2 protein-coding genes are annotated in these 1241 nt (G+C 39.2%); both read left to right on the forward strand.

Features of this window, described 5'->3' with window-relative positions; translation table 11 throughout:
- The coding region (locus tag CVN76_RS06000; protein WP_100530603.1) for a phage terminase small subunit P27 family at positions 1–465 on the forward strand (465 nt) is incomplete at its 5' end.
- Positions 465–1241: terminase large subunit domain-containing protein (locus CVN76_RS06005; protein WP_232732121.1), on the forward strand; the 777-nt coding region annotated here is incomplete at its 3' end. The genes CVN76_RS06000 and CVN76_RS06005, both read left to right, overlap by 1 nt.

Consider the following 1241-nt stretch of genomic DNA (forward strand, 5'->3'; position numbering starts at 1 on the left):
AAAAGCATGGCTCGACCACGAAAATTAACTGCAGTAAACAAGAAACATTTCACAGAAGAAGAACGAGCGCAGCGCCAGGCCGAAGAAGAAATTTTAAACGGTTTTACTGAAATAGATATTGATGATATCCCGCCATTTTTAGACGAGCGAGGGGAGCGGGAATGGTTCCGTATTGTCCCACTTTTGGACGAGCTGCCAATAAGTGAACTAGATAGAACCCAGGTGGCCCAGTATTGTTATTTTGTTTCTATTTATGAAAGATGTATCGAGGATATAGAGGAGAGGGGCTTAATTGTAGACGACAGGCAAAACCCTTCTTTTGCCATGATGATTAATACCAGTAAGGAAATAAAATCTATATCAAACGCCATGGGCCTAACAATTAATAGCCGTATGAAATTAGTAGCCCCTAAAGCTGCAGAAACAGAAGCAGAAGATCCATTTATGGAAATGATGAATGATTAATGGCGATACAGAAGGACGATTACGGCACACTTTACGCCCATAGTATCGTAAAAGGAAAGATAATTGCGTCTCAGCTTGTTATACAAGCAGCTAAACGGCACTTAAACGACCTAGAAAGGGCCAAAACTGAAGGTTTTTCCTATAAATACGATTTTGTGCGGGCGAATAAGGTTATAAAATTTATTGAATTGCTGCCCGATATTTCAACAGGTAAACAAATACCCCTGGCTTTATTTCAAAAATTTATTATTTCTATGATTTATGGATGGGTGGACAAAGAGAGCGGTTATAGACGTTATCAAAAGGCTTATATTTCAATGGCCCGGAAAAACGGGAAGTCCTCTTTAATTGCGGGAATAGCTCTTTATGAGTTGCTTTATGGAGCATATCCGCAATTGGATAGACAAATTTATTGTACGGCCAATTCAAAAGACCAGGCGAAGCTAGTTTATAAAATGATCGTAAGCCAACTTAAGAAAGTACGGAATATAAGCCCTGGTATTCGAAAAATAACGAAAATCGTACAAAATGAAATTCGTTATGATAACGACGACAGTCTTTTAAAACCATTGTCGCGCGATACTGACAACCTGGACGGTATGAACGTACTGTTAGGGATTTTAGACGAGTATCACACAAGCGCCACGACTGAAATGATGGAAGTATTAGAAAGCTCACAAGGCCAGCAACCGCAGCCGTTAATATTAATCATTTCAACAGCTGGCTTTAAATTAAATGGCCCTATGTATTCGCAGGAATACCCCTATATTAAAAAG

It is taken from the genome of Bacillus sp. mrc49, assembly GCF_002803435.1.